Source organism: Pseudomonas sp. PAGU 2196 (assembly GCF_022179005.1).
Classification (GTDB): domain Bacteria; phylum Pseudomonadota; class Gammaproteobacteria; order Pseudomonadales; family Pseudomonadaceae; genus Aquipseudomonas; species Aquipseudomonas kermanshahensis.
Window position 1 is genome coordinate 25,546 of record NZ_BNTL01000018.1, and the last position, 25,940, is coordinate 51,485.

Annotated in this window: 26 protein-coding genes; 6 read left to right on the forward strand and 20 right to left on the reverse strand. The window is 61.7% G+C overall.

The annotated features are described in order from the left end of the window. Nucleotides 1-23: 23 nt before the first annotated feature. The 17 genes from MFF34_RS16910 to MFF34_RS16990 form a co-directional block, all read right to left on the reverse strand. Nucleotides 24-374 carry a flagellar protein FlaG gene (locus MFF34_RS16910; protein ID WP_238215392.1) on the reverse strand — a complete coding sequence of 117 codons (351 nt, stop codon included), beginning with the start codon at nucleotides 372-374 and terminating at the stop codon, nucleotides 24-26. Between the two features lie 76 nt (nucleotides 375-450). Then, nucleotides 451-2,154 carry a flagellin gene (locus tag MFF34_RS16915; RefSeq protein ID WP_238215394.1) on the reverse strand — a complete coding sequence of 568 codons (1,704 nt, stop codon included), beginning with the start codon at nucleotides 2,152-2,154 and terminating at the stop codon, nucleotides 451-453. A gap of 408 nt (nucleotides 2,155-2,562) precedes the next feature. Next, nucleotides 2,563-3,492: a ketoacyl-ACP synthase III gene (locus MFF34_RS16920; RefSeq protein ID WP_238215396.1), complete on the reverse strand. Its 930-nt coding sequence runs from the start codon at nucleotides 3,490-3,492 to the stop codon at nucleotides 2,563-2,565. A gap of 296 nt (nucleotides 3,493-3,788) precedes the next feature. After that, a complete protein-coding gene (locus MFF34_RS16925; protein WP_099428636.1) occupies nucleotides 3,789-5,354 on the reverse strand; it encodes a flagellar hook-associated protein 3 in 1,566 nt (521 codons plus the stop codon). 13 nt (nucleotides 5,355-5,367) lie between these two features. Then, nucleotides 5,368-7,410 carry a flagellar hook-associated protein FlgK gene (gene flgK, locus MFF34_RS16930; protein ID WP_238215398.1) on the reverse strand — a complete coding sequence of 681 codons (2,043 nt, stop codon included), beginning with the start codon at nucleotides 7,408-7,410 and terminating at the stop codon, nucleotides 5,368-5,370. A gap of 10 nt (nucleotides 7,411-7,420) precedes the next feature. Further along, nucleotides 7,421-8,575, reverse strand: coding sequence for a flagellar assembly peptidoglycan hydrolase FlgJ (gene flgJ, locus MFF34_RS16935; RefSeq protein WP_238215401.1), 1,155 nt, complete (start codon nucleotides 8,573-8,575; stop codon nucleotides 7,421-7,423). An 11-nt stretch (nucleotides 8,576-8,586) separates the two neighbouring features. After that, the gene (locus tag MFF34_RS16940) at nucleotides 8,587-9,696 is read right to left on the reverse strand and encodes a flagellar basal body P-ring protein FlgI (protein WP_027593046.1); all 1,110 of its coding nucleotides are present in this window, start codon (nucleotides 9,694-9,696) and stop codon (nucleotides 8,587-8,589) included. Between the two features lie 12 nt (nucleotides 9,697-9,708). Beyond that, the gene (flgH, locus tag MFF34_RS16945) at nucleotides 9,709-10,404 is read right to left on the reverse strand and encodes a flagellar basal body L-ring protein FlgH (RefSeq protein ID WP_016488460.1); all 696 of its coding nucleotides are present in this window, start codon (nucleotides 10,402-10,404) and stop codon (nucleotides 9,709-9,711) included. A gap of 48 nt (nucleotides 10,405-10,452) precedes the next feature. Continuing rightward, nucleotides 10,453-11,238 carry a flagellar basal-body rod protein FlgG gene (flgG, locus tag MFF34_RS16950; protein WP_238215402.1) on the reverse strand — a complete coding sequence of 262 codons (786 nt, stop codon included), beginning with the start codon at nucleotides 11,236-11,238 and terminating at the stop codon, nucleotides 10,453-10,455. Between the two features lie 46 nt (nucleotides 11,239-11,284). Next, nucleotides 11,285-12,025 carry a flagellar basal body rod protein FlgF gene (locus MFF34_RS16955; RefSeq protein ID WP_238215404.1) on the reverse strand — a complete coding sequence of 247 codons (741 nt, stop codon included), beginning with the start codon at nucleotides 12,023-12,025 and terminating at the stop codon, nucleotides 11,285-11,287. A 159-nt stretch (nucleotides 12,026-12,184) separates the two neighbouring features. Further along, nucleotides 12,185-12,376, reverse strand: a complete 192-nt coding sequence (locus MFF34_RS16960; protein ID WP_238215406.1) for a hypothetical protein — start codon at nucleotides 12,374-12,376, stop codon at nucleotides 12,185-12,187. 154 nt (nucleotides 12,377-12,530) lie between these two features. Beyond that, a complete protein-coding gene (gene flgE / locus MFF34_RS16965; RefSeq protein WP_238215408.1) occupies nucleotides 12,531-13,853 on the reverse strand; it encodes a flagellar hook protein FlgE in 1,323 nt (440 codons plus the stop codon). A 27-nt stretch (nucleotides 13,854-13,880) separates the two neighbouring features. Then, complete coding sequence (gene flgD, locus MFF34_RS16970) at nucleotides 13,881-14,582, reverse strand: flagellar hook assembly protein FlgD (RefSeq protein ID WP_238215410.1); 702 nt, start codon at nucleotides 14,580-14,582, stop codon at nucleotides 13,881-13,883. Between the two features lie 12 nt (nucleotides 14,583-14,594). Beyond that, nucleotides 14,595-15,038 carry a flagellar basal body rod protein FlgC gene (gene flgC, locus MFF34_RS16975; RefSeq protein WP_027593052.1) on the reverse strand — a complete coding sequence of 148 codons (444 nt, stop codon included), beginning with the start codon at nucleotides 15,036-15,038 and terminating at the stop codon, nucleotides 14,595-14,597. A gap of 2 nt (nucleotides 15,039-15,040) precedes the next feature. Next, entirely contained in the window at nucleotides 15,041-15,448 is a 408-nt protein-coding gene (flgB, locus tag MFF34_RS16980; RefSeq protein ID WP_099428630.1) for a flagellar basal body rod protein FlgB, read from the reverse strand. Between the two features lie 346 nt (nucleotides 15,449-15,794). Then, a complete protein-coding gene (gene cheR / locus MFF34_RS16985; RefSeq protein WP_027593054.1) occupies nucleotides 15,795-16,622 on the reverse strand; it encodes a protein-glutamate O-methyltransferase CheR in 828 nt (275 codons plus the stop codon). Between the two features lie 51 nt (nucleotides 16,623-16,673). Further along, nucleotides 16,674-17,603, reverse strand: a complete 930-nt coding sequence (locus tag MFF34_RS16990; protein ID WP_099428629.1) for a chemotaxis protein CheV — start codon at nucleotides 17,601-17,603, stop codon at nucleotides 16,674-16,676. 78 nt (nucleotides 17,604-17,681) lie between these two features. Here MFF34_RS16990 and flgA point away from each other — a divergent pair, with 78 nt between their 5' ends. The 5 genes from flgA to MFF34_RS17015 all read left to right on the forward strand — a co-directional run bounded on the left by flgA (nucleotide 17,682) and on the right by MFF34_RS17015 (nucleotide 20,976). Next, a complete protein-coding gene (gene flgA, locus MFF34_RS16995; protein WP_099428628.1) occupies nucleotides 17,682-18,434 on the forward strand; it encodes a flagellar basal body P-ring formation chaperone FlgA in 753 nt (250 codons plus the stop codon). Nucleotides 18,435-18,590: 156 nt separating this feature from the next. Beyond that, nucleotides 18,591-18,905: a flagellar biosynthesis anti-sigma factor FlgM gene (gene flgM, locus MFF34_RS17000; protein WP_238215413.1), complete on the forward strand. Its 315-nt coding sequence runs from the start codon at nucleotides 18,591-18,593 to the stop codon at nucleotides 18,903-18,905. 50 nt (nucleotides 18,906-18,955) lie between these two features. Further along, on the forward strand, nucleotides 18,956-19,423 hold the full coding sequence (locus MFF34_RS17005) for a flagella synthesis protein FlgN (RefSeq protein WP_099428626.1): 468 nt from the start codon (nucleotides 18,956-18,958) through the stop codon (nucleotides 19,421-19,423). Nucleotides 19,424-19,502: 79 nt separating this feature from the next. Continuing rightward, entirely contained in the window at nucleotides 19,503-20,246 is a 744-nt protein-coding gene (locus MFF34_RS17010; RefSeq protein WP_238215417.1) for a flagellar brake protein, read from the forward strand. Between the two features lie 151 nt (nucleotides 20,247-20,397). Continuing rightward, nucleotides 20,398-20,976: a hypothetical protein gene (locus tag MFF34_RS17015; RefSeq protein WP_238215418.1), complete on the forward strand. Its 579-nt coding sequence runs from the start codon at nucleotides 20,398-20,400 to the stop codon at nucleotides 20,974-20,976. 58 nt (nucleotides 20,977-21,034) lie between these two features. Here the strand turns inward: MFF34_RS17015 and MFF34_RS17020 are convergent, their stop codons facing one another. From MFF34_RS17020 to bkdR, 3 genes are all read right to left on the reverse strand, one after another. Then, entirely contained in the window at nucleotides 21,035-22,375 is a 1,341-nt protein-coding gene (locus tag MFF34_RS17020) for an MFS transporter (protein ID WP_027593061.1), read from the reverse strand. Nucleotides 22,376-22,505: 130 nt separating this feature from the next. Next, complete coding sequence (locus MFF34_RS17025) at nucleotides 22,506-23,747, reverse strand: glutamine synthetase family protein (RefSeq protein ID WP_238215472.1); 1,242 nt, start codon at nucleotides 23,745-23,747, stop codon at nucleotides 22,506-22,508. A gap of 277 nt (nucleotides 23,748-24,024) precedes the next feature. Further along, nucleotides 24,025-24,510 carry a Bkd operon transcriptional regulator BkdR gene (gene bkdR / locus MFF34_RS17030; RefSeq protein ID WP_027593063.1) on the reverse strand — a complete coding sequence of 162 codons (486 nt, stop codon included), beginning with the start codon at nucleotides 24,508-24,510 and terminating at the stop codon, nucleotides 24,025-24,027. A 197-nt stretch (nucleotides 24,511-24,707) separates the two neighbouring features. On the opposite strand from bkdR, the gene MFF34_RS17035 reads away from it, so the two are divergent. After that, entirely contained in the window at nucleotides 24,708-25,940 is a 1,233-nt protein-coding gene (locus tag MFF34_RS17035; RefSeq protein WP_027593064.1) for a 3-methyl-2-oxobutanoate dehydrogenase (2-methylpropanoyl-transferring) subunit alpha, read from the forward strand.

Genomic DNA, 25,940 nt, shown 5'->3' on the forward strand with positions numbered 1-25,940 from the left:
TTTACAACAAAAGCCGTGCCAACTCAGGCCTGGGTATCGAACAACAGGCTGTTGGCATCCTTCAGGTTTTCCGCCAGCTTCAGTGCCACTTCGGAGGGCAACTGGCGGATGACTTCGCCGCTCTGGCGGGCGATGACCTTGACGACCACCTGGCCGGTGGAGTCATCGATCGAAAAATCGAGTTGTCGCTCTGAAGCCTTGACGAAGTCCTGGATGGCATTGACTGCGGTTTCCAGGGTTTCTCGGGCTACAGGCTGGGATTCTTGCTTGGCAGGCTCGTTGGCCGCCAGCTCGTTCTCTTGCCGCTTGCTCGCTGTTGCTTCGGGAGCAGCGGAGGCGGGATAGGACAGGCCCAGTTTCACGCTCATATCCATTTCTGGCACCTCTTGTTCTCGGAAAGACGAAAGGGTACGTCACCGTACCCTTCGTCAAACTACTTAGCGATCAGGATCAGCCCAGCAGTTTCAGCACCGACGACGGCAGCTGGTTAGCCTGGGACAGGATCGCGGTGGACGCCTGTTGCAGGGTTTGCTGCTTGGTCAGCTCGGCGGTTTCCGAAGCGAAGTCGGCGTCCTGCACACGGCTGCGGGCAGCGGTGGAGTTTTCCGAGATGCTGTTCAGGTTGGCAACGGTGCTGTCGAAGCGGTTTTGCACAGCACCCAGCTGAGCGCGCTGGCTGTCGATTTGAGCGATAGCGGCATCCAGAGCCTGGATGGCTTTCTGCGAATCGGCAGCAGTGGTGATGCTCAGGTTGGAAACGGTGGTTTCCTGGGTGATGGCTACGGTGCTGTTGGTGGTAGCCAGGCCCAGAGCGGCCAGACCGGTACCTTGGCTGCCGTCGGCAACGGTGATGTTTTCTTTCGAGAACAGCTTCAGGGTGTTGTCGGCGTTCTTGCTGGCGGTGACGCCGGTGCTCGCGGTGTTGATCGCCGAGATGATGCCGTCCAGGGTATCGCCCTTGGTGAACTTCACTTCAGTGCCGTTCAGGGAGATGGAGGTATCAGCGACCAGTTTGGCTTCGGTGGTGCCAGCAGCCAGGCCGATTTTAGCCAGGGCGCCTTGGCCAGCGGCACCAGTGCCGTTGGTCAGGTTGATGGCTTTGCCATCGGTGGAGCTCAGTTGCAGACGGCCTTCGGTGCTCAGGGTTGCCGCAACGCCAGTTGTTGCGGTTTGAGCATTGATGTTGGTGAGGACGTCATTCATGTCATCACCAGCGTTAGCGCCAACCGCTGTACCGTTGATATTGAAGGAAATAGCTGCTGGGAAGCCGCTACCAGCAGTAACTGTCGCTGCCGCCGCGAAGCCGCCGAGGTTGGCTGCCGTGGTGGCGTTAGTTGCAGTTGCAGTGAAGGTAGAGCTGGAGCTCATTACAATCTTGCCAGTACCGTCGTCAGCTGCGGCAACACCGGTAGTAGCGGTTTGAGCGTTGATTTTACCGATAACGGTGGCAGCTGTATCAGCATCGGTCAGGGAGATGGCAGCACCACCATTCAGCACCAGATCAACGGTTTCACCGGTGGGCGGCGCTGCCCAGGTTACAGCTGCTGCAGAGTAGGTAGTGGTGCCAGCCGGTGCAACAGCACCAGTTACAACTGCAGACAAGTCAGTAGCCTGGCCATCAGTCTTAGCTTCGCTGAACGAACCTTTCAGGCCAGTCGAGCTGATGTCGGTCATGCCGAACGAGATGGTTTCGTTAGCGCTGGAACCGATCTGGAAGCTGACGTTCTGGAACGAACCGTCGAGGATTTTACGACCACCGAAGGTGGTGGTGTTGGCGATACGGGTCAGTTCGCCCGACAGCGCGGTGAATTCTTGTTGCAGGGAAGTACGGTCGTCATCGCTGTTCGAGCCGTTGGCGGACTGCAGGGACAGTTCGCGCATACGCTGCAGGATGCTGGTCGATTCTTGCATCGCGCCTTCAGCGGTCTGGGCGATGGAGATGCCGTCGTTGGCGTTTTTCACGGCAACGCTCAGGCCTTTGATTTGGCTGGTCAGACGGTTGCCGATCTGCAGGCCGGCGGCGTCGTCTTTGGCGCTGTTGATTTTCAGGCCGGAAGACAGGCGGGACATCGAAGTACCCAGCGCGTCGGAAGCACGGTTCAGGTTCTTCTGAACGCCCAAGGAGGTGATGTTAGTGTTAACGGTCAAAGCCATGACGAATTCCTCGTTGAATGGATACAGCGGCTTCCGGCCCTGGCAACCGCCGGGTGTGGCCTAGAGAACCTTCGTAATGGTTATCGTCGGGTGCGCGGGTTGCTTGAGGGGTTTTTCAAAAAAAAAAATGGTGGCACGCTGCCAGCCCAGTGAAATCAGGGGGTTAAGGGCGAATTTTTGACGTCAAAATCTGTGCAGAAAAAACCTGATGGCACTGCCAACCTGTGGGAGCGGGCTTGCCCCGCGAAACAGGCAACGCGGTGGATGGCACCAGCTTTGCCGGTGTTCGCGGGGCAAGCCCGCTCCCACAGGGGGGGGAGTTGAGGCAACTGGAGCGCTGTTTTCAGGCAGGCACAAAAAAAGCGCCGGGCGGTGGCCGCCGGGCGCTTTTTTTGAGGCTACTGAAAGTCAGTCGCGATAGAGAATCGCCGAGCCCCACGACAGGCCCACACCGAACCCGCTGATCGCCACACGCTTCCAGTTACCGTCGAGCATGTGCTTCTGCAGCAGCAGCGGCACGCTGGACGACACGGTATTGCCGGTCTCCAGCATGTCCTTGACGAACTTCTCCGGGTTTTCTTCCTCGAAGCGGCGCGCCACAGCATCGACAATCGCCGCACTGCCCTGGTGGATGCAGAAGGCGTCGATATCCTTCGAGGTCAGCCCGCTGGCGTCGAGCAGCTCATGCAGGTGCGCCGGCACTTTGATCAGGGCAAAGTTGAACACCTGGCGGCCGTTCATGAAGAACTTGCCGTCGCTGACCTTCAGGTGCTCCGCGCCGGAGCCGTCAGTGCCAAAACGCGCCTGGCCCAGGTTCCACACCGCATTTTCGCCCATCCAGGTGGCCGTGGCGGCATCACCGAACAGCATGGTGGTGTTGCGGTCTTCCGGGTCGACGATTTTCGAGTACGGGTCGGCTGTGATCAGCAGGCCATTCTTCAGCCCTGCCGCTTCCATGAAGCCCTTGATCGCATACAGGCCATACACATAACCCGAGCAGCCCAGCGACACGTCGAACGCCGCCACGCGGGTCGACAGGCCAAGCTTGCTCTGGACGATGGCGGCCGTGTGCGGCAGGCCTTCTTCGTCACCGTTCTGGGTGACCACGATCAACGCATCGATCGATTGCGGATCAAGGTCAGGGTTGGCGGCGAACAGGGCCTGGGCCGCTTCGACGCACAGGTCCGAGGTTTCTTGGTCTTCGGCCTTGCGCGGCAGGAAGGACGCGCCGATCTTGCCGAACATGAACTCTTCGTCCTTGCCGAACTTCGCACCCTGGACGTAGTTGTCCAGGCCAGCGGTGGGCACGTAACTCGCGATGCTTTTGATGCCAATCATTCTGGCTTCCCAATGAAAACAGCCAAAGACCACCACTCGATGAATTGAGGGCGCCAAATACCGGAGCGTCACCCCACAGGGGGGCAAGCAAGGCCTGGCAGCCTCGCTCGAATGCAAACCGGTAACAAAATGCTGCAACAGCTGCTGCATAGAATACAGGGAAGATGACCGTTTTGACTCATTGGTCACATTGAAATGCTACGAAAGCCTGGCGGGGGGTGTGGAGACTGGAGGGTTTTGCGGGGGTATTGAGGGATTTTGGGGGCGCTTTGCGCCCCCAAAATCTCACAGCAAGATCAAAGCTTGTTGAACAGGCTCAACTGCGAAATCCGCGCAAACGCCAGCTGCGAGGCCTCGAGCATCGCCTGTTGCAGGGTCAGCTGGATGGTCGCCGACGCCATGTCGGTATCGCCAATGGCGCTCTGGGTGGTCTTGTTGGCCAGGCCCAGGCTGATGTTCTCCTGCTCCTGGATCTCTAGCGAGTTACCCCGCGCACCGATCGAACCGCGAGTAATGTCAATACGCTCACGGGCACTGGCCAGGTTGGAGATCGCCGAGTCGGTCGCCGTCTTGAGCGCTGCCTGCGCCTCCGGGCTGTCGACCGGCTTGCCCAGCGCCGTGCGCAATTGGCCGAGGCTGTCGAGCACGTTCTGCGTGCGGTGCGTGTTGGCCGTCACCGCGAACTGGTCACCTTCGCCAGGCGCACTGTCGAGCTGGAAGGTCACGCCCGCCACCGTAACCGCATTACCCGCCCCGACCGTGCCCGAGGCCACCGGCTTGCTGTCGGCACTGTACGGCTGCGCATACAGCGAATACTCGGTCGCACTGGTGAACTTGATCACCGCGCCATTGCTGGGGAAGGTGCTGCGATAGGCATCGGCATCGGTGATGCTGCTGCCGGTAACCTGCGCGGTCGATGGGTTACCCGCACTGCGCGTGGCATTCAGGGTGTCGGGCTTGGCTTCGAGGGTGAACACATGGCCCGCCACCGCCGCGTCGGCATCGTCACCTTCCTGCAGGTTCAGGTTGATCTCGAAATCAACACCGCGCAGCGAAATCATCTTGCCGCCTTCGGTGTTGACGTCGAACTTGCCGTTGCTCGCGGTTTCGCTGGTGATGTCCTTGCCGGTGGCATCCTTGACGCTGTACTCGGTGGCACTGGTGAAGGTGATGGTGTACGGCTGGCCGCCGGCGAACTGGTTGTTGTAGGTATTGGCCGAGGTCATCAAGCCACCGGACAACAGCACCTTGCCATCATCCGGGGTCGGCGCCTGCAGGCTCGACTGCGTACGGCTGTTGTTGGTCGCCTGGTCGAAGATGCTGAAACCGCTGTCGTTGGTCGCCAGGCTCAAGGTATCGGAGACCTGCAGGCTGAGCTGGGTCTGGTCACCCTGGTAGCTGTAGGTACCGTCGCTATTGCGTACGTAAGGCGGCGTTGACGACTTGGAGCCACCGAACATGTAGTCGCCATTGGCGTCGCGGGAATTGAGCAGGCCGAAGACGTTCGCCTCGATCTCTTTGATCTCGCTGGCGATCGATGCGCGGTCGGCATCGCTCTTGCCACCGTTACCCGCCTCCAGCGCCAGCTCGCTGGCACGCTGCAGGGCATCGTTGATGGTCGAGAGCACGCTCTCTTCCTGCAGCAGGGCATTCTTGACCGTGGTCATGTTGCCGTTGTACTGGTCTAGCAGCGCGCTCTGCTGCTGCAGCAACAGCAGGCGCGCGGCACCGACCGGGTCATCGCCCGCCGTCTGGATACGCGACTTGGAAGTGATCTGCTCGGTGGTCTTGGCCGTGTCCGAGAAGTTCTTCGAGTAGGTGTTGGCGCTGGTCTCATAAAACTGAGCAGTAGAAATACGCACGGCCAGCTACTCCTTAAAGGGCGTTGATCAAGGTCGAAAAGGTTTCTTGCGCCGCCTTGATAATCTGCGACGACGCGGTGTAGTAATGCTGGAACTTCACCAGGCTGGCCGCCTCGTCATCAAGGTTGACCCCCGACACCGCACTGCGGCTTTCGGCGGCGGACTTGAACACGGCCTGGGTTGCGGTGGTGTCGATGGCGGCCTGGCTGGCCTTGGCCCCCACGCGCTCGACCAGCGAGGCATAGGCCGAAGTGAAACTGGTGCCACCGCCAGAGCCGGTGGCCACGGTCGATTTGGTCTGCAGCTCCAGCAGCGAGGTAGCGTTGCGGTTGTCGGCCTTGCCGTCGGCATTGAACGACAGGGTAAAGCTGTCGTTGGCAGACGGGCTGCCGCCGATGGTGGTCTCGACATTGAAACTGCGCGGCTTGCCGTCGCCATCAAGGATCGGCTTACCAGCGGCATCAAGCATTGGCACGGCGACGGACAATTTGTTGTCCTGCCCAGGCACGACGCTGCCGGTGCCGATCTGCGTGCCCTTGGCATCGAACAGCTTGTAGCCTTGGGAACCGCCGTTGGCGGCGTCGAACACCACGCGCACCGGCATCGAGTCGCGAATCGCCTGCTGCACCAGCGCTGTATCGGCACCGCCGTAGATGTCCAGCGAGTCGCCCAGCACCGGCTGTGTGATGGTGCCGCTGCCCCCGTTGCCGCTGCCCGCCGTGGCGCTGATCGGCCCGGCAAAGGCCAGCTTGTTGGCATCGGTCATGATGGTCGAGATATTGCCCGCCGCGGAACGGGTCGGGATCACCTTGAAGCTGTCCCCCGGTGCCAGGCCACCACCCTTGAGCGCCAGGCTGAAGCCGTCGATCACCGGGGCCGGGTCGGCGTTCAGGTCGAAGCTGCCCATGTCGGTGCCATCGGAGCGGCGCACGCTGTACTGGTTGGCGCTGGTGAACTTCACTTCGTAGTCGTACGTGGTCAGCGCGCCGCTGTCGGCAATGGTCACATCGAGGTTGCCGGACCCGGCACTGTTGCTCGACGAAGCCAGGCTGCGCTGGGCCAATGCACTGGCGCTGTTGATGCTGGAGAACAGCGCGCTGCCGAATTGGGCGTTGGCATCCAGGCCTTGGCCCAGTTGGCTGTTGATGCTGTCAGCAACCACCAGGGCCACGCGGCCGAGCTCGTTCATCGACGGCATCAGCACATCCTGGCGGTAGCGCAGCAGGCCGCCGATCGTGCCACCGGTCACCACCGAGGTCACGTCAGAGCTGAACGACTCGTAGTTGATGCGCAGGCTGGCTTGGCTTTTGTCTGCCACGCCCGGCTGCACCGACAAGGTGTTGGCCTTGACCCCGGTGACCAGTGACTGGCCACTGCCCAGGTAGACGTCGTAGTTGCCGTCGCGCTCCTGCACCGTGACCCCGACCAGCTCGTTGAGCTGGCGCACGGCTTCGCTGCGCGCATCCAGCAGGCTGTTAGGGGTATTGCCGGTGGCGGTGGCCGCGACGATCTGCTTGTTGTACTCGGCGATGTTGCTGGTGAGCTTGTTCACCTGGCCTGCGAGCGTGCCGAGCTGAGAGTTGATCGTTTCGTTCTGCTGGGTCAGCTGAGTGCCCACCGCATTGAAGCGGTTGCTCAGGGTTTGCGCCTGGGTCAGCAGCAACTGCCGCGAAGCGACATCACCCGGCGTGGCCGAAGCGGTCTGCAACGCCGAGAAGAACGCGGTCAGCACCGAGCTGATGCCGGTATCACGGTCGGCCAGCAATTTGTCGACGCTGGTGATCTGGTCCTGGAACGCCACAGAGTCGGCCTGCAGCGAGGTCGCGGTCTGCAACTGATTGTCCAGGTAGGCGCTGTAGATCCGGCGCACATCCGAAAGCGTGGTGCCCGTACCCAAAAAGCCCGCGCCCATGTTGTGCGAAGGGCCCGCAACCTGAACCGCTTGCTGGCGCGAATAGCCACTGGTGGCGGCGTTGGCAATGTTGTTACTGGTAACCGACAGTGCCGCCTGGCTGGCGCCCAGGCCACTCAGACCGATCGAAATCAGACTCGACATGTTTTAGTCCTTATAGATTCGTAGTTCTGCCAGCCATGGCGTATTGCGGGGTTGCTTGCATTTGCTGGGCGATGCTGATGATCTTCTTCGCATAGCCCGGGTCGGTCGCATAACCTGCTTTTTGCAACTCTCTTGCAAACTGCTCAGGGTTATCGGCCGCGTCCAGCGCACCTTGATAGCGGGAATTGCCCTGTAACAGGTTCACCAGGTCATGGAAGCTGTCCTGGTAGGAATCGTACGAACGGAACGCTGCGGTTTCCTTGACGAACTGGCCATCGCGGAACTCGCTGGTGATCGCCCTCGCCTGCTCGCCCTGCCAGTTGCCACTGGCCTTGATGCCGAACAAGTTGTGGCTGCTGCTGCCATCGGTGTTGCGCATGACCGACTTGCCCCAGCCCGTTTCCAGGGCCGCCTGGGCGACCAGATAACGCGGGTCGATACCGATGCGCTTGGCGGCCTGCTCGGCCATCGGCAGCATGGTGGCGACAAAGGCGTCGCTGTCGGCGAAGGCCTTGTTCGGCGCCAGCGGCGGCTGGGCCACGGCACGCCCGACAATGCGCAGGCCGTTTTCTGGCACGGCAAAAGCCTTGGCCACTTGCTGGCCGTCACGGGCCGGCACGCTGGCGGTGTTGGTGGTCGCAGCCGACGGCACGATGCCTGCCAGCAGGCGGTCGGTGAGCTTGCTCGGCAAGGCCAGGCGCCGCGCATTGAGGGCCGCGACGTCATTGCGCGCTGCGCCGGTCTCGGCGGCATGCGCAGGCTCAGCCACCTTGTTGCCCCACAGCGCCGGGCCACTGCCTTCGCTGCGCGGAAACGGGCTGGTGGCGCCAGCCGTGCTCTTGCTCTTGGTCAACTGGCGCACCAGTACATCCTGCAGGCCAATACCGCCTCCCTCGCGGGACATGCTCACGGCCAACTGCTGGTCATACATGTCGCGGTATTGCTTGACCGTCTCGGTGTTCATCGGGTTGTCGTCGGCCAGCACATCGCTGGCCTTGCGCGAGGCCTTGAGCATTTCGCTGATGAACAGCGACTCGAATTCCTGGGCCACCTTGCGCACGTTGGCTTCGCTGTCGCGGTCGCCGTGCTTGAGCGAACTCAGGCGGTTGAGGTCGGTGTAGGCGCCACTGTCGGCGCTGCCAGACACCAGGCTTTTGCTGTTCATGCGCGGCGTCCTCAGATCACGATCAGGTCGGCCTGCAAGGCGCCGGCCTGTTTCAGGGCTTCAAGGATCGCCATCAGGTCGCCGGGTGCCGCGCCGACCTGGTTCACCGCGCGGACGATTTCATCCAGCGTGGTGCCCGGGCCGAACTTGAACATCGGCTTGGCTTCCTGCTCGGCGTTGACTCGCGAACGCGGCACCACGGCGGTCTGGCCGTTGGAGAACGCGCCCGGCTGGCTGACGATCGGGTCTTCGGTGATGGTCACGGTCAGGCTGCCGTGGGTGACCGCCGCCGGCGAAACCTTGACGTTCTGGCCGATGACGATGGTGCCGGTACGCGAGTTGATGATGACTTTCGCCACGGCTTGGCCTGGGTCGATATCGAGGTTTTCCAGAATCGACAGGTAGTCCACCCGCTGGCTCGGATCCATCGGCGCACTGACGCGTACCGACCCGCCATCCACAGCCTGGGCAACGCCGGGGCCGAGCAGCTCGTTGACCTTGTCGACGATACGCTTGGCCGTGGTGAAGTCCGGGCGATTGAGGTTCAGGGTCAGGCTGTTGCCCTGGTTGAACCCGCTCGGCACCGACCGCTCGACGCTGGCGCCGCCAGGAATTCGCCCGGCCGACGGAACGTTGACGGTGATCTTCGAACCGTCACGCCCTTCGGCATCGAAGCCGCCCACCACCAGGTTACCCTGGGCGATGGCGTAGACGTTGCCATCGATACCCTTGAGCGGGGTCATCAGCAAGCTGCCGCCGCGCAGGCTCTTCGAGTTACCGATCGAGGAGACGGTGATGTCCACCACCTGGCCCGGCTTGGCGAATGCCGGCAGGTCGGCATGCACCGACACCGCCGCGACGTTCTTCAACTGCACGTTGCCAGAACCGGCCGGCACCTTGATGCCGAACTGCGACAGCATGTTGTTGAAGGTCTGCAGGGTGAACGGCGTCTGGGTGGTCTGGTCACCCGTGCCGTTGAGCCCCACCACCAGTCCATAGCCGATCAACTGGTTGGAACGCACGCCAGAGATGCTGGCGATGTCCTTCAAGCGCTCGGCCTGGGCCGCGAAGGCGCAGGACAGTAGCAGGGTTGCGGCAATCAGCTGCCTCACGTTGAACATGGTCATCTGTACTCAGAAAGGCCAAAGCGGGCTGATGAAGAAGCGGTCCAGCCACCCGGGCTGGCTGGCATCGGCAAACGAGCCGGTGCCCGAATAGGTGATGCGCGCATCGGCCACGCGGGTGGACGGCACGGTGTTGTCGGTGGCGATGTCATCGGCGCGGATCATGCCGGCAATGCGCACCAGCTCTTCACCGGTGTTCAGGGTCAGCCACTTCTCGCCGCGCACGGCGATGATGCCGTTGGGCAGCACTTCGGCCACGGTCACGGTGATCGAGCCGGTCAGGGTGTTGCCCTGGGTGGCCTTGCTGTCGCCCTTGGTGGCGCGCTCGCCGTTGTAACCGGCCTCCAGCGACAGGTCACCGCCGCCGAACGGGTTGTTGGTGTTGGGCGTGCTGCCAAACAGCGAGGTCAGGCCGATGTCGGCCTTGCTGTTCTTCTGGATCTGCGAACCTGCGTTCTTGCTGGCCGAGGTCTTCTCGTTAAGGGTGATGGTGATGATGTCACCGACCCGGAAGGCCTTGCGGTCGCTGTACAGGTTCTGTTCGAAACCGGCCTGGTAGATCGAACCGTTGTTGGCCGCCGCCGGCAACGGGGTGCGCGGCAACACCGGCGCATAGTACGGGTCGTTGGGCTTGGGCGTCGGCCCGACGCAACCTGCCAACAACACCGCTCCCCCCAGGGCGAAGACGGACAACAGACGATTCATGACGCTTACCTCACGGTGTATCTGGGCTACGGGGCCGGGATCAGGGGCTTACAGCTGCTGGGTGACGAACGACAGCATCTGGTCGGCGGTGGAGATGACTTTCGAGTTCATCTCGTAGGCACGCTGGGTGGTGATCATGTTCACCAGCTCTTCCACGGTGCTGACATTGGAGTTCTCCAAAGTCTGCTGCAGGGTGGTGCCGAAGCCGTTCAGGCCCGGGGTGCCGACTTGCGGCGCGCCGCTGGCGGCGGTCTCCAGGAACAGGTTGTCACCGATCGCTTGCAGGCCGGTCGGGTTGATGAAGTCGGCGGTCTGGATGTTGCCGATGACCTGCGCCGCCGGGTTGCCGGCCGTGGTGATCGACACGGTGCCGTCCTGGCCGACGGTGAAGGTTTGCGCGTCGTTCGGCACGACGATGGCAGGCTCCAGGGCGAAACCGTTGGCGGTGACGATCTGGCCATCGGAGTTCAGGTGGAAGGTGCCGTCGCGGGTGTAGGAAACAGTGCCATCCGGCTGCAAGACCTGGAAGAAGCCACGCCCGTTGACCGCCATGTCCAGCGGGTTTTCGGTGGTTTGCAGGCTGCCGGCGGTGAAGTTCTTCTGGGTGCCGACAATGCGCACACCAGTACCCACCTGCAGGCCCGAAGGCAGCTCGCTGTCTTGGGTCGACTGGGCGCCGGGTTGACGCTTGATCTGGTAGAGCAGGTCCTGGAATTCGGCGCGATCACGTTTGAAGCCGGTGGTCGAGACGTTGGCCAAGTTGTTGGAAATGACCGTCAGGTTGGTGTCCTGGGCGGACAGGCCGGTTTTAGCGACCCAAAGAGCCGGAAGCATGCTGTTCTCCTCGTGCGCCTGTTTTACGGCACCCGTTCAAATGTGATTAGCCGATTTGCAAAACCCGAGCCATGGCTTCGTCGCCTTCCTTGGCCGTGTTCATCATCTTGACGTGCAGTTCGAACTGACGGGACAACGCCAGCACCGAGGTCATTTCCTCGACGGCGTTGACGTTGCTGCCTTCCAGGAAGCCCGACACCACGCGCACGTTGACGTCGGCATCCGCCGGTTGGCCACTGGTGGTGTGGATCATGCCGTCCAGGCCCTTGGTCAGGCTTTTGATGTCGGGGTTGACCAGCTTGATGCGGTCGACTTCGGCCATCATGCGCGGGTCTTCGCCCATGGCGCGGATGCTGATGGTGCCGTCTTCACCCACTTCCACTTTTTGCTCTGGCGGAATGGCAATCGGGCCGCCGTTGCCGATCACCGGCATGCCGTTGCCGGCACGCAGCACGCCCAGGGCGTCGATGTTCAGGCTGCCGGTGCGCACGTAGGCTTCGCTGCCATCCGGTGCCTGTACAGCGATGAAACCTTTGCCGGTCACAGTCACGTCCAGCTCGCGGCCGGTCTCGACCATCGGGCCTTCGCTGAAGTCGGTGGCCGGGCGCTCGGTCATGGCAAAGGCGCGCGCCGGAAAGCTGTCGCCAAACACCGGCATCGAGCGCGCCTGCTCCAGGTCGCGCTGGAAGCCGTTGGTGGAAATGTTCGCCAGGTTGTTGGCATGGGCCTTCTGCGCCAGCGCGTTCTGGCTGGCGCCGGTCATGGCCACGTAAAGCATCTTGTCCACAGCATCTCCTATGCGCGTACCTGCCGCGCTGTCACTGAGCAGGGATAAGCAATAATCGAACCAGGTCCGTAAACCAATGAATTCAGGGGTTGCAGCGCGCCGAGAGGCAAAAACCGTCAGTTTGTCGGCGGATGTTTGCCGCCAGCGGCAAGGCAGCGTTCAGTACGTCCGGCAACCGGCGTTGTTGTAGGGGCCGGAAAAGCGCATCCAGCCTTCGCCTGGGTTGGTGGCCGAGCACATGAAACGGCCGGTGGTCAGGCTTTGCCATTGGTAGAAGGGGGCGGGGGCGGCGGCGAGCAAGGGGGCCATGGCGAGGATGGGGAGAAGCGCTAGTAGCAGCAGCCTTTTCATGGGGGTAACCTTTGAAAAATCTGGGGCCGCTTTGCGGCCCATCGCCGGCAAGCCAGCTCCTACAGGGATCGCGTAACCTGTAGGCGCTGGCTTGCCGGCGATGGGCTGCGAAGCAGCCCCAATTACAGAAAACAACACACCACAGTAACCACCATCAGCTCATCTGGATGATGGTCTGCATGATGGTGCTTTCAGTGGAAATGGTCTTGGCGTTTGCCTGGTAGTTGCTCTGCGCCTTGATCAGGTTGACCAGCTCGCCGGTCAGGTCGACGTTCGAATCTTCCAGCGCGCCGCCGGTGATCTGCCCCAGCGTCCCGGTATCCGGTTGGCCGACAACAGGCACCCCCGATGTGTAGGACTCTTTCCAGGCAGTACCGCCTACCGGCGTCAGGCCTTGGAGGTTGGCGAAGTTGACCAGTGCGACCTGGCCGATCACCTTGTTCTCACCGTTGGTGAAGTTGGCGAACATGTTGCCGCTGGCATCGATGCTCAGGCCAGACAACTCACCCGTCGCAAAGCCATCCCCGCTCTTGGCGGTCGTGGCGGACGCGGCGTTGTATTGCGTGGTGGCGATCATGTCCAGCTTGACCCCAGAGGCATGCGCGTTGGCGCCGTTGGCGGCCCACACACCTGCAACCGTCTTCTGCGCCGGCACCCAGCCGTCCAGGTTAAAGGTTTTGTCAGCGTTGATGGTGAGCCCACCTTGCACCGCACCTGCGTTCATTGCCGCAGTATCCAAGGTGCCGTCACTCTTGAATGGCAACGTGTTTGCCAGCGGGGTGGTCGACGTCGGGTCGGCTGGGTTGCGGCCGTCGATGGTGGTGTACATGGTCCAGGAGTTAGTACCCGCATCCTTCATGAAGTACTGGTTCATCTGGTGCAGGTTGCCCTGGCTGTCATACACATCGGTGTTGAAGGTGTAGTTGTAGGTCTTGACGTTACCCGGGTCGAACGGCGACTCGGCCGGGGCGGTATCGCTGGACTTGAGGTTGAGCGTCTCAGTGATGCGCCCGGTAGGGTTGGGCGTCAGGTTGGACGTGTCGATCTTCAGGTCGGTCAGCGCGCCCGGGACGACATTGCCATTGCCATCAACCCCATAACCTTGCAGCTTGGCGCCCGACGAGTTGATGACATTGCCTTCCTTGTCGCTGTAGAACATGCCGGCACGGGTGTAGATCTTCGAGCCATTGTCATTCAAGGCGAAGAAGCCGTTGCCGTCGATCGCCATGTCCAGGGCTTGGCCGGTACCGTTGATGTTACCCGGCGTGAACATCTGCGACACCGAAGCGGTTCTCACGCCAGTGCCGACGACCGTCTTGCCGCCGCTGGTGCCGCGAATGGAGTTGGAGTACTGATCCGCGAACTCGGCACGCGAGGCTTTGAAGCCGGTAGTGGCGACGTTGGCAATGTTGTTGCCAGTGACGTTCAGGGCCTTGTTTGCTGCATTGAGGCCGCTAAGGCCGGTATTGAAAGACATGTGCTACTCCTGTCGTTAGCTTAGGCCCTAGATGCCAATGGTTTGAACTTTGGACAGCGCGACGCTGCCCAGCCCGGCGAGGTTGAGCGTCATTTCGGCGCCGTTGGTACCCATGGTCACGCTGGTGACCGTGGCCGGCAGGTTGGTGGTCATTGCCGTGGACGCACCATCGATACTGGCGGTGGCCTTGAAGGTGTAGGTACCCGCCTCCAACGCCTCGCCGTCGTCGTCCAGGCCATCCCAGGTGAAGTCGGCCTTGCCGGCGGCCTTGGAGCCGAGGTCCAGGGTGCGCACCAGCTTGTCGTCTTTGTCATAGATGCCGACAGACGTGGCGGTACTCGATGAGGTCAGGTTGACCGACCCTTTCAACTCTTTGCTGGTGTCGACCAAGGCCTTGTCGGTCTGGACGATCACATTGCGCCCAACCAGCGACGACGCCTGCAGCGCCTGCGAAGACTGGAACGAACCGGCGATGTAGTTCACGGTGTCGTTCAGGGTCTGCATACTTTCAAGGCTGCTGAACTGCGCCAGCTGCGCAACGAACTCGCCGTTTTCCTGCGGGTCGAGCGGGTTTTGGTTTTTCATCTGCGTTACCAGCAACTGCAGGAACGCATCCTTGCCCAGCGCACTGCCGGCAGTACCGGTGCTGCTATCGGTCTTGCTGGTCTGCTTTTGCAGCGAGGTCAGGTACGCGCTGCCGACGTCACTGGTGGAATTGGTCGTGGTCATGTCGGCTTCCTATCACTGACCCAAGGTCAAGACTTTCTGCATCATGCTTTTGGCGGTGTTCATCAGTTCGGCGTTGGTCTGGAACGCACGGCTGGCAGAGATCATGTCAGCCATCTCTTCAACCACGTTGACGTTCGGGTAGTAGACGTAGCCGTCCTTGTTCGCCGCGGGGTGGTTGGGCTCGTAACGCGCCTCCAGATTGCTCTGGTCTTCGACGATGCCTTTGACCTGCACGCCCTGCCCCGCTTCGCCCTGGTCCTCGAACAGCGACTGGCTGGCGCCGCCCTGTGCGTTCTGGAAGGTGGTGGCGAACACCGGGTGGCGGGCGCGGTAGGTCTGGTCGATGCTCGACGACACGGTCTCGGCGTTGGCGATGTTCGAGGCCACGGTGTTGAGGCGGGTGTTCTGCGCGCTCATGCCGCTGCCGGCAATGTTGAAAACACTGGAAAGGGACATGGTTACTCTCCGCGCAGGGCCGAAACCAGCCCTTTGAATTTACTGTTGAGCAAGGTGAAGCTGGCCTGGAAACCGATGGCGTTTTCCGTGTAGTTCGATTGCTCGATCTGGGCATCCACGGTGTTCTGGTCGATCGACGGCTGCAACGGCGTGCGGTACTTGAGCGCCTCGTCACTGAGGGCCAAGCCGTCGGCCTCGATGTGCCGGCTGTTGGTCCGATCCAGAGCGAAGCGGCCGCTTTGCTGTTTTTCACTCTCGGCGGCGAGCACCGAAGAGAAGTCCATGTCACGCGCCTTGTAGTTGGGGGTGTCGGCGTTGGCGATGTTGTTGGCCAGCACTTCGGCGCGCTGAGCGCGGAAGCCCAGGGCCTTCTCGTGAATGCCAAGCGCCTTGTCGAAACTGATGCTCATGTCGGGGAAACCTTCGGAGGTTGACCGGAGTGTCGTTGGTCAAGGTATAGCAAGGGCTGTGCCAACCGGCTTAAAGGCCGGAAACACGGGGTTGCAAGGGGGATGCTGACAGGTGGGATGCCAGAAAAGCGGCAAAGTGCTTCCGCTTGGGGAGGGAAAAGCGGCAATCGCCGGGCGGCAAAAGCGGCAAAACAAAATATTGACGTCAGACCATCACGGCCGAATCCAGGCCCGTGTAGGAGCAGCCTTGTGCTGCGAAGAGGCCGGTGAAGCCACAGTAGATTTACTGCACTTGCACCGGCCTCTTCGCAGCACAAGGCTGCTCCTACAGGAATCGCGTCTGGCCTTACTTGGCCTGGTAGATGATCCCTGGGCTGCACTGCACCATCTGGTAATGGTCCGGCAACCCGTTCAGCGCCTCCGAAGCGCCGAGGAACAGGTACCCGCCAGGCTTGAGCGTGCTGTGGATGCGCAGCAGGATGTCCTTCTTCACCTGGGCCGAAAAATAGATCAGCACGTTGCGGCAGAACACGATGTCGAACTTGCCCAGGCTCGCGTAGCTGTCGAGCAGGTTGAACGAGCGGAACTCGACGCGACTGCGAATGGCCGGCTTGACCGCCCAGCGCCCCGGCCCTTTGGGGTCGAAGTAGCGCTGCAGGCGCTCTTGCGACAGGCCGCGGGCGATGGCCAGGCTGTCGTATTCGCCGGTCTTGCAGTTGTTCAGCATGGTACCGGACAGGTCGGTGGCGACGATCTGCGCGCCCATCTTCAATTGGCCCAGGTTGCTGCGCTCGAACTCGTCGATGGCCATCGAGATCGAGTAAGGCTCCTGCCCCGACGAGCACGCCGCCGACCACATGCGCAGGCGCTGGCCTGGGTTGTTCTTGATGAACTCGGGAATAACCTTGTTCTTCAACACCTCGAAGGGGTAGCTATCGCGGAACCACAGGGTTTCGTTGGTCGTCATCGCGTCGACCACCTGTTCGCGCAAACCGCTGCGCGGCTGGGCCTGGATGCGCTGCACCAGCTCGCCCAGGCTCTTGATGCCCTGTTGCTCCATCAGCTTGTTGAGACGGCTGGAGACCAGGTACTGCTTATTCTCGCCCAGCAGGATGCCACAGGCTTTCTCCAGGAAGACCCGGAACTGTTCGAAATCCAAATTACCCGTAGACACTCTTGCCGCCTCTTTTCAATCGCTGGTGCCGGGAGCGAGCTCCCGGCTGCTTCAATGCGTTGCCTTGATCCGGTCGACCACGCGCTGGGCCAGGTCGTCCGGCTTGAACTTGGCCAGGAAATCATCGGCGCCGACTTTTTTGACCATCGCCTGGTTGAATACCCCGGAGAGCGAAGTATGCAGGACGATGTGCAATTTTTGCATGCGCGGATCGCTGCGGATCTCTGCGGTGAGCGTATAGCCGTCCATTTCTGGCATTTCAATGTCCGAGATCATCATCAGGAACTCTTCTTCCGGCCGCTTGCCCTCCTCCACCAGCTGGCGCAGGTAATTGAGCGCCTGGCGGCCGTCGTTGAGCGCCACCACCTCGACACCGACGGTTTGCAGGCAGCGGCTGACCTGCTTGCGCGCCACCGACGAATCGTCGACGGTCAGCACCCGCAGCAGCACGGCTTTGTCCTGCACCTCGGCATCGACCACCCCGGCAGACACCTGTTCGGACGACGGCGCCACTTCGGCCAACACCTTCTCCACGTCGATGATCTCGACCATGCGGTTATCCACACGGGTGACAGCGGTCAGGTAATGGTCGCGGCCGGTGCCCTTGGGTGGCGGGTGGATTTCTTCCCAGTTCATGTTGACGATGCGCTCGACCGAGTGCACCAGGAAGCCCTGGGTCTTGGTGTTGTATTCGGTGATGATCACAAAACTGTTGCGCGTGTCTTCCTGCAGTGGCGCCAACCCGGTGGCCATCGACAGGTCGAGGATCGGGATGGTCGCCCCACGAATGTTGGCCACGCCGCGCACCACCGGGTGTGACTTGGGCAGCAAGGTCAGCGCCGGGCACTGCAGCACCTCTCTGACCTTGAACACGTTGATGCCGTAGAGCTGACCGCCATTGAGGCGAAACAGCAACAATTCCAGTCGATTCTGCCCCACCAGCTGAGTGCGCTGGTTGACCGAATCCATAACACCCGCCATGCCAGACTCCTTAACGTTTCAGCCTTTCGTTGCAATTCAGGTACCGAGTCGGCACGGGCTTTGCTTTTTTTGAGCGCCATGTACACGAAAACGACATTTTTCCGACGATTGACGCACCTGCTGACTGGCTCGCTGGCCACGCTGTGCCTGCTGGCGCCCGGCGTTCGCACGCTGGCGGACGCTTTTACCTTGCCTGAACAGCTTATCGGTGTCACCCAAGGGTTTCTTGAATTCACCGTAGAAGATTATCTGGCCAGCACCCAGACCGCCGGCCGTTACGAGATCCAGGTCAGCACCCTTGACCCGCGCTTGCGCATGCCGTTGTGCAGCCAGCCGCTGGACGCGTCGCTGGAAAGCCCCGCGCAGCCACTGGGCCGGGTCACGGTGCGGGTCCGCTGCGACAGTGCCGCGCCGTGGACCGTGTTCGTGCCGGCAACGGTGCGGCTGTTCCGCGACGTGGTGGTGGTCACCCGCCCGCTCAAGCGGGACAACGTGGTAGGCGAAGGCGACGTGGCGCTGCGCGAGCGCGATGTCGGCACCCTCGGCCAAGGTTTTCTCAGTGAGCTGGACCAGGCGGTGGGCATGAAGATGCTGCGCCCCACGGTCATCGACCAGGTCCTTACCCCGCAGCACCTCGAGCAAGCGGAGGTGGTGCGCAAGGGCGACCAGGTGGTGATCATCGCTCGCAGCGGCAGCCTGAGCGTGCGCATGCCCGGCGAAGCGTTAAGCAAGGGCGGCCTGAGCGAACAGATCCGGGTGCGCAACCTGAATTCCAAACGGGTGATCAAGGCCAGGGTGACCGGCCCCGGCCAGGTCGAGGTGACGATGTAGCGGCATTGTACTGGCGGTGTGGAACCGCTTTTCCTAAACTGTGTCAGAAAACGGGTTCGCGGGCTTGCTGACAGGCGGCTACGCAATTGGGCCTAAAGTTTCTTTCGGGTTGGCCGAAAACAAGGCAAGCGTCCAAATACCCAGGGGTTTCTGATCATGGTCATCGACTTCAGTCGTTTGAATAACTCTCCGTCCGTCACGGGCGGCGTTCGCGGCAATGCTGCGGCCGGTAACGCCGAAAAGGCCGCTGCCAGCCCAGAAGCGCCAAAAGGCACCAGCGCCAGCGGAGAGGCAGTACACCTCAGCCAAGAGGCACAGCAGTTGCAGAAGGTCAGCGATACGCTGCGCGACCAGCCCGTCGTCAACAGCGCCCGCGTGGCCCAGTTGAAACAGGCCATCGCCGATGGCAGCTACCAGGTCGATGCCGGCCGGGTTGCCAGCAAACTGCTCGATTTCGAAGCCCAGCGCTGACCGTTCGGCGCGCTGACTTCACGGACGCTTACTAAAGCCAAGAGTTAGCCATGCACGACACCACCTTGCTGCAACTGATCGAAGATGACATCGCCCCGATGCAGGAACTGCTCGACCTTCTTCAAAAAGAAGCGATTGCCCTGCATGGCCGCGACATGGCGCTGCTGGAACAGATCCTGGCCCGCAAGCAGTCATTGATCATCTTGCTCGAGCAGCATGGGCAGCGGCGCAGCCACTTGCTCACCAGCCTCGGCCTCAGCGCCGACCGCGCCGGTGTGCAGGCAGTGGCCGCGCAGTCACAGCATGGCGACGCGATGTTGCAACGGCTGGACATGCTCTCGCAACTGATGGACACCTGCCAGCAGGTCAACGAGACCAACGGCCGGATCATCCAGGTGCAGCAACACATCACCAACAATCAGGTCAGAATCCTCATGGGTGGCGACTCTCCGTCGCTCTACGACAGCCGCGGCAGCACCTCGCTGCTGGCCAAGCCGCGCGCCCTCAGCCAAGTGTGATACTTCTATCAAGCCACGTCACATACTGGCAAAATGCCGTTACTTGCGTGTGTCGTTTTTGCCTGGAGAGTGATTAGCCGTGTTCAATGAAGCCGATGCCCCGCAGCCGCCAAAGGTGCTCAGTACGCCTTTGGAGATCGCGGCCAACCTGCGACAGCTGCAGGAAAGCCATGACCCCCTGATCATCACCTTCCCTGATCGCAGCCAGCGCTTCCAGAGCTACGTGGTGCATGTCGATCGCGACAGCAATACCCTGGCACTGGACGAGATGATCCCCCGCGACGGCGAAAAATTCATCGAGAACGGCGAACCGTTCCGCGTCGAGGGCTTCCACGATGGCGTGCGCATCGCCTGGGAATGCACCGCCCCACTGACCATCAGTGAAGTCGATGGCCACCGCTGCTACCGCGGCGCGATGCCTGAAGAAATGACCTACCATCAGCGCCGCAATGCCTTCCGGGCTGCGCTGAAGCTGTCGCAACTGGTCGACATCATCCTCGACGGCACCCACCTCAAAGGCAACGGCGCCCTGCGCGGCAAGCTGCTGGACATCTCCGCCACCGGCTGCAAACTGCGTTTCGACGGCAACGTCGAGGATCGCCTGCAACTGGGCCAGGTGTACGAGCGCTTCAAGGCGGGCAACCCGCTGGGCCTGGTGGACACCATGGTCGAGCTGCGCCACCTGCACTTCGAGGAGCGTATCAACACCACCTTCGCGGGTGTGCGCTTCCATAACCTCAGCGGCCAGGCGCAGCGCAAGATCGAGAGTTTCGTCTATCAGCTGCAGCGCGAAGCGCGTCGGTTCGATAAAGACGATTACTGATCCGCCTGCCTGGCTTTCAGCGAAGGCCGAAGGGGCTGCTACGCGGCCCCATCGCTGTAGCCAGAAGGGATTCCCCGTTACCGTTATTTGACCGACTGCATAGTGTGGCTTGCGCCGCGCCGACTTCAGGCGCCTTCAGGAGCCGGACACTATGATTCGTTCAACATTCACAGCCGCGCTGCATTGCCAATACGGCCAAGTCGGGGTGGTCGATACGCCTTTATGGGCCCATCCGTTTTTTTCCGCCGACCAGGATGGCTGGCTGTGCACCGATTACAAGCGCGGCGACTCCGTCAGCTTCAAGCCGATCGAATTCACCTTCACCTTCATCGAGGCAACGAATGGCCGCCTCCATTACAGAATCAACTGCGCGACAGGCCCAAAGTTTCTCAGCGGCCGGCTCGAGCAGAACTCAAACGGCTGGCTGGGCTTGTATGGGTATGCGTGGGGGGATGATCTTGCCAACTGCATCTTCCCACCCAGCCTGCTGGCCCGACTGCCTGCTTTGCAGGACACGTGGAAAATGGAATTGCTCGGCGCATGGGATGGCGACCTGGAGAGCGCCGAGAATGTCGAGTTCTACCTGCGAGACAAAAAAGGCCACAGAGTCGCGCAAGTGGAGGCACGCTATTCAAGAAGCAGCCCACCGTTACGTAACTGGTTCTTGCACGCCGGTAATAAAGAGGGCGATATCTTGAGATTCCACCTGCACGACATCAAGGTTGAATGACTGCCGCGTGGCCCACCGATGAAGCGAGCAACGCTCCTTCATCGGTGACCACACTGCCTCAAACCGACCTGTCCACCTCGACTTCAGGCTTGACTCCTCGCTCACTCGCCGCCTGCTCTTCTTCCGTATCCTCGGCCGCCACCGGTGTCTGCATCACATCCTGCACGGTCTGTTCATCGACCCGCGGGTCGAGCGCCGCCGACAACGGCGAGCCGGCCGCAGGCATCGCCACGTGGCCCAACGGTGCGTCCTGCACCTGGTGCAGCCCGGTGACCGCTTTCGGCCGAATGCGCCACACCAGCACCAGCGCGAAGAACACGAAGAAGGCATAGAGCATCTGCGCGCCCAATACCTTCATCAGCACCCCAGCAGCCAGTGGCCCGATACAGGCGCCGACACCATAGGTGACCAGTAGCATGGCCGTCAGCGAGACACGGCGCTCGCTCTCCACATGGTCATTGGAAAACGCCACCGCCAACGGATACAGGCAGAACTGCAGCAACGAGATGACAAAGCCGATGCCAAACAGCAGCTCCAGCGGCACGCTGGGCAAGATCGCCAAGGGCGCAGAGGCCAGCGCCAGCCCCACCGCAGCACTGCGGATCAGCACCGCGCGGTCGTAGCGGTCAGACAGCCAGCCCAATGGCCACTGCACCACCAGCCCAGCAAAGATGCAGCTACCCATGAACAGGCCGATCTGCTCGGTGCTCAACCCCTGGCTGGAGGCGTACAGCGGCGCGAGGCCGTAGAACGAGCCGACGATCAAGCCCGAGCCCAGCACCGTACTGAGTGACTGCGGCACGCGCTTGATGAAAAATTTGGGCTCCATCGGCGCCGGCCGCAAAGGCGCCGGGTGGATGCGCCGGGTCATTGCCACCGGCACCAGACACAGGGCAAAGCACATGGCGACCAGCATCAGCAGTTCAGGGCCGAGTTCAGGGTGCACCACCAGGATCAGTTGGCCGAGTACCAACCCGAGGTAAGAGGCGATCATGTAGCCACTGAACACCGCACCTCGGTGCTTGGCGTCGGCCTGTTCGTTGAGCCAGCTCTCGATGACCATGTACTGGCACATCATCCCCAAGCCGACCACCATCCGCAGCCCGACCCAGGCCGGCAGCCAGTTGGTCATGCCATGGCCAAGCACCGCCGCACAGACAATGCCGGCGCAGGTCGCATAGGCGCGGATGTGCCCTACCCGGCCGATCAGACGGTGACCGACCTTCCCGCCTACGGCCAGGCCAAAGTAGTTGGCGGCCATCAACGCACCGACCCACAAGCTGTCGACATGATCGGCTGCCAGGCGCAGTGCCAGGTAGGTACTGAGCAGGCCCGAGCCGATAAGCATCATCAAGGCAGCGAAATACAGCGACTGAAACGGCTTCCAGATGTTTCGCATACGTCCCGTCGGGCTCCCTGGTCAGGTGGCGTTGGCTTGCTGGCTAGCATAAAAGCAATTTCGCCGCGGCGCAGTCCCCTGCCAGCGAAATAGCCAACGAGGGACGCGTCCAGTAGTGGTTGTGTCGCGATCAGGCCTGTGCCGCCAGCACACGCCGCTCCCAGGGTGTGATCTCGTCGAAGAAATCGCTCAGCTCCAGGGTCTTGGTGGCGACGTAGCCTTCGATGAACTCGGCCCCGAACAGTTCCCGCGCCAGAGCACTGCGCTTCAGTCGTTCGAGTGCCGCATGCAGCGTGCATGGCAGGCTCAGGTGCTCTGGCACAGCGAACTCACCCTGAATCGCCGGGGTCGGCTGCAGGCGTTGCTCGATGCCATGCAGCCCGGCAGCCAGGCTGGCGGCGATGGCCAAGTAGGGGTTGGCGTCGGCGCCCGGCAGGCGGTTCTCCACACGCCGGGCCACCGGCGCACTGGCCGGGATGCGCAGCCCTGCGGCACGGTTGTCCTCGGACCAACAGGCATTGTTGGGCGAGGCGTAGGGGTGACAGAGTCGCTGATACGAGTTGACGTTGGGCGCGAACAGCGCAGTGAAATCAGCCATGCACGCCTGCTGGCCACCGATGAAGTGGTAAAAGGTCTCGGTCGGCTGCCCCTGGTCATCGCTGAACACATTTCGGCCGCTGTCGATGTCCACCAGGCTCTGATGGATGTGCATGGAACTGCCCGGCGTATGCGCCAATGGCTTGGCCATGCACACCACGGTCAGCCCATGCTTGAGCGCCACTTCCTTGAGCAGGTGTTTGAACAGGAACGTCTGGTCGGCCAGCAGCAGCGGGTCACCGTGCAAGAGGTTGATCTCGAACTGGCTGATGCCCATCTCGTGCATGAAGGTGTCACGCGGCAGGCCAAGCGCCGCCATGCAGCGGTAGACCTCATTGAAGAACGGCCGCAGGCCATTGTTGGAGCTGACACTGAACGCCGAATGGCCCAGCTCCCGACGGCCATCCTTGCCCAGTGGCGGCAAGAACGGCTGCTGCGGGTCGGTGTTGGGGGCGAAGACGAAGAACTCGAGCTCCGTCGCCACCACCGGTGCCAGGCCCAACGCCGCATAGCGGGCGATGACCGCCTTGAGCTGACCGCGGGTGGACAACGCAGAAGACCTGCCATCCAGTTCGTTGGCATCGCAGATCGCCAAGGCCCGGCCGTCTTCGCTCCAGGGCAGACGATGAATTTGAGCGGGCTCGGCCACCAGCGCCAGGTCGCCATCATCACTGCCATAGAACCGTGCCGGCGGGTACCCCCCCATGATGCATTGCAGCAATACACCGCGGGCCATCTGCAGGCGCCGGCCTTCGAGGAAGCCCTCGGCGGTCATCACCTTGCCGCGCGGTACACCATTGAGGTCGGGGGTGACGCATTCGATTTCATCGATGCCCTGGAGGTGCTCGGCGAGGGTGATCGGGCCTGGGGTGGTCATGACGCTTGTCCTTGTTGTTATAGGCTGGCAACAACATAGGCTGGGGGTGTTTAAAATATCAAGCACCTGATGGGGTGTCAGTGCCGGCCTCTTCGCGGGACAAGTCCGCTCCCACAGGTACAGTCCAATCTGTGGGAGCGGGCTTGCCCCGCGAAGAGGCCGGAATGGGCAACCCTTATTCGCGCAGGGTCATCCCATTCGCGGGCAACGGCAGCGCCGTTTTATAGCGCACCTGCTTCAAGGCAAAACTCGACCGGATATTCGCCACGCCCGGCAACCGCGTCAGGTAATCGAGAAAGCGCTCCAGCGCTTGAATACTGGGCAGCAACACCCGCAGCAGGTAATCCGGGTCACCCGTCATCAGGTAGCACTCCATCACCTCGGGGCGCTCGGCGATCTCTTCCTCGAAGCGGTGCAGCGACTGCTCGACCTGTTTTTCCAGGCTCACATGGATGAACACATTCACGTCCAGCCCCAACGCCTCCGGCGACAACAAGGTCACCTGCTGACGGATCACCCCCAGCTCTTCCATCGCTTTGACCCGATTAAAACAGGGGGTGGGCGACAGGTTCACCGAGCGCGCCAGCTCCGCGTTGGTGATGCGGGCGTTTTCCTGAAGGCTGTTGAGAATACCGATATCGGTACGATCGAGTTTGCGCATGAGACAAATTCACCGGTTTTTTGTGTTTATGCGGAATGTTTATCTGCGCCCGTCAGCAAAGGCAACCAACTTGAGAGAAAAATTCTCCTGCCGTGCCACTAAGATGTAGGTGACGCTGACTTACCAGTCACAAGCCGGTACTCAGCGGCGGCCGCTTCAGAGCTCACAAAAACAACATTCGAGCGAGCGTAAAAAGCATGAACGAGTACGCCCCCCTGCGTTTGCATGTGCCCGAGCCCACCGGCCGGCCAGGCTGCCAGACCGATTTTTCCTACCTGCGTCTGAACGATGCAGGTGTTGTCCGCAAACCTTCCATCGACGTCGACGCTGCCGACACCGCAGAGCTGTCCAACAGCTTGATCCGCGTATTGGACGCGCACGGTGACGCCCTCGGCCCCTGGGCCGAAGACATCGACCCGCAGGTGCTGCGCCAAGGCATGCGCGCCATGCTCAAGACGCGCATCTTCGACAGCCGCATGGTGGTTGCCCAGCGCCAGAAAAAGATGTCCTTCTACATGCAGAGCCTGGGCGAGGAAGCCATCGGCAGCGCCCAGGCCCTGGCCCTGAACCGCACCGACATGTGCTTCCCCACCTACCGCCAGCAGAGCATCCTGATGGCCCGCGACGTGTCGCTGGTGGAGATGATCTGCCAGTTGCTGTCCAACGAGCGCGACCCGCTCAAGGGGCGCCAGCTGCCGATCATGTATTCGGTACGCGAGGCCGGCTTCTTCACCATCAGCGGCAACCTGGCGACCCAGTTCGTGCAGGCGGTCGGCTGGGCCATGGCCTCGGCGATCAAGGGCGATACCAAAATCGCCTCGGCCTGGATCGGCGACGGCGCTACCGCTGAGTCGGACTTCCACACCGCCCTGACCTTTGCCCACGTGTACCGCGCGCCGGTGATCCTCAACGTGGTCAACAACCAATGGGCGATCTCCACCTTCCAAGCCATTGCTGGCGGTGAATCGACCACCTTCGCCGGCCGTGGCGTGGGCTGCGGTATCGCCTCCCTGCGCGTCGACGGCAACGACTTCGTCGCTGTGTACGCCGCCTCGCGCTGGGCCGCCGAACGCGCCCGCCGTGGCCTGGGCCCGTGCCTGATCGAATGGGTCACCTACCGTGCCGGCCCGCACTCCACCTCCGACGACCCGTCCAAGTACCGCCCTGCCGATGACTGGAGCCACTTCCCGCTGGGCGACCCGATCGCCCGCCTGAAGCAGCACCTGATCAAGATCGGTCATTGGTCCGAGGAAGAACACCAGGCGGTCACCGCCGAGTTCGAGGCTGCGGTCATCGCCGCGCAGAAGGAAGCTGAACAGTACGGCACCCTGGCCAACGGCCATATCCCGAGCGCGGCCTCGATGTTCGAGGACGTGTACAAGGAAATGCCCGAACACCTGCGCCGTCAACGCCAGGAACTGGGGGTTTGA